Genomic DNA, 1,049 nt, shown 5'->3' with positions numbered 1-1,049 from the left:
GGCCTTGTCGACTAACTCCAGACGAACTGAGGCGTGCCGAGTTGCGTGAAGCGGTTAAGAATCGCGCAGCGTAGCCGGCATTCGGCTTTCTGGTTGGGCGGCTTTCGGCTTCGGAGCTTATCGCCGAAGGCGGCCTTCAGGCGGTGCATGGAGGTCTCAACGAGACTCCGGGAGTGGTAGCCGACGTCGATCTTCCAGGCCTTGCGGCTGGTGCGTCGGATCTGGCGGAGCGCCTGGTCGCGGGGCAGGCGGCAGTCGCTGGAGTTGCCGTGCCTCCAGACCTTAGCGTTCTTGCGGGGCGGGATGATCGGCTGGGCCGCCTCGCACTCGAGCGCTTCGTAGACCTTCCGCTGGTCGTACGCCCCGTCGCCGTAGAACCTCTCGATCGGCCGCTCCACCTGCTCGATCAGGGGCTCGACCAGGTCGGCGTCGTGCTTATCGTTGTCGGTCGACTCCTCGGCCACGATCTCACCGGTCTTAGGGTCGATCGCGATGTGTAGCTTCCGCCACGTGCGACGCTTGCTCACGCCGTGTTTGCGGGCCTTCCACTCGCCGTCGCCGTAGACCTTCAGCCCGGTGCTGTCGACCACGATGTCCACCGGGCCGCGCTTCGGCTTGGCGGTCAGGGGGATCTCCAGCTTGGCCGCCCGCTTCTGCAGCGAGGTGAAGTCGGGGATCGCTATCTTGGCGTCCATCAGCCGCACCAGCGAGCGGCCGAAGCCCTCGGTCTGGCGGTAGGTCAGGCCGAACACCTCACGCAGCGACAGCAGGCAGCGGACCGCTTCCTCGCTATAGGTGAACGGGCGCCCCACCTTCTTCTCCGCGTTCTCATGCTCCCAGCCGATGATCACGTCCTCCTCCAGCCACAGCGTCACGTCGCCACGACGCACCAGCGATTCGTTGTACTCTTTCCAGTTCGTGACCTTGTACGCCTTGCCAGCCGTGCGGCTGCTAGCTCTTGATGCGGCCATGTTCGCTCCGTCCCGTTAAGTTGAAACTCCGTTCAACGGGCTTCTACGCGAAGAGGCAAGAGGTTGTTCGACAAGGCC

At 64.3% G+C, this 1,049-nt stretch carries 1 protein-coding gene; it reads right to left on the bottom strand.

The genetic code is table 11. From position 1 onward, the window contains the following. Positions 1 to 11: 11 nt before the first annotated feature. Positions 12 to 971, bottom strand: coding sequence for an IS5 family transposase (locus tag Pla123a_RS24380; RefSeq protein WP_146591971.1), 960 nt, complete (start codon positions 969 to 971; stop codon positions 12 to 14). Positions 972 to 1,049: the final 78 nt, after the last annotated feature.

The sequence above is a fragment of the Posidoniimonas polymericola genome (genome assembly GCF_007859935.1).
Lineage (GTDB): Bacteria > Planctomycetota > Planctomycetia > Pirellulales > Lacipirellulaceae > Posidoniimonas > Posidoniimonas polymericola.
Note: the sequence above shows the minus strand (reverse complement) of the source record. Positions and strands in the feature narration are given on the sequence as shown.

Bases quoted from the DNA above. Each gene is read 5' to 3' on its own strand.
- Pla123a_RS24380 (WP_146591971.1), bottom strand. From the start codon at position 971: ATGGCCGCATCAAGAGCTAGCAGCCGCACGGCTGGCAAGGCGTACAAG.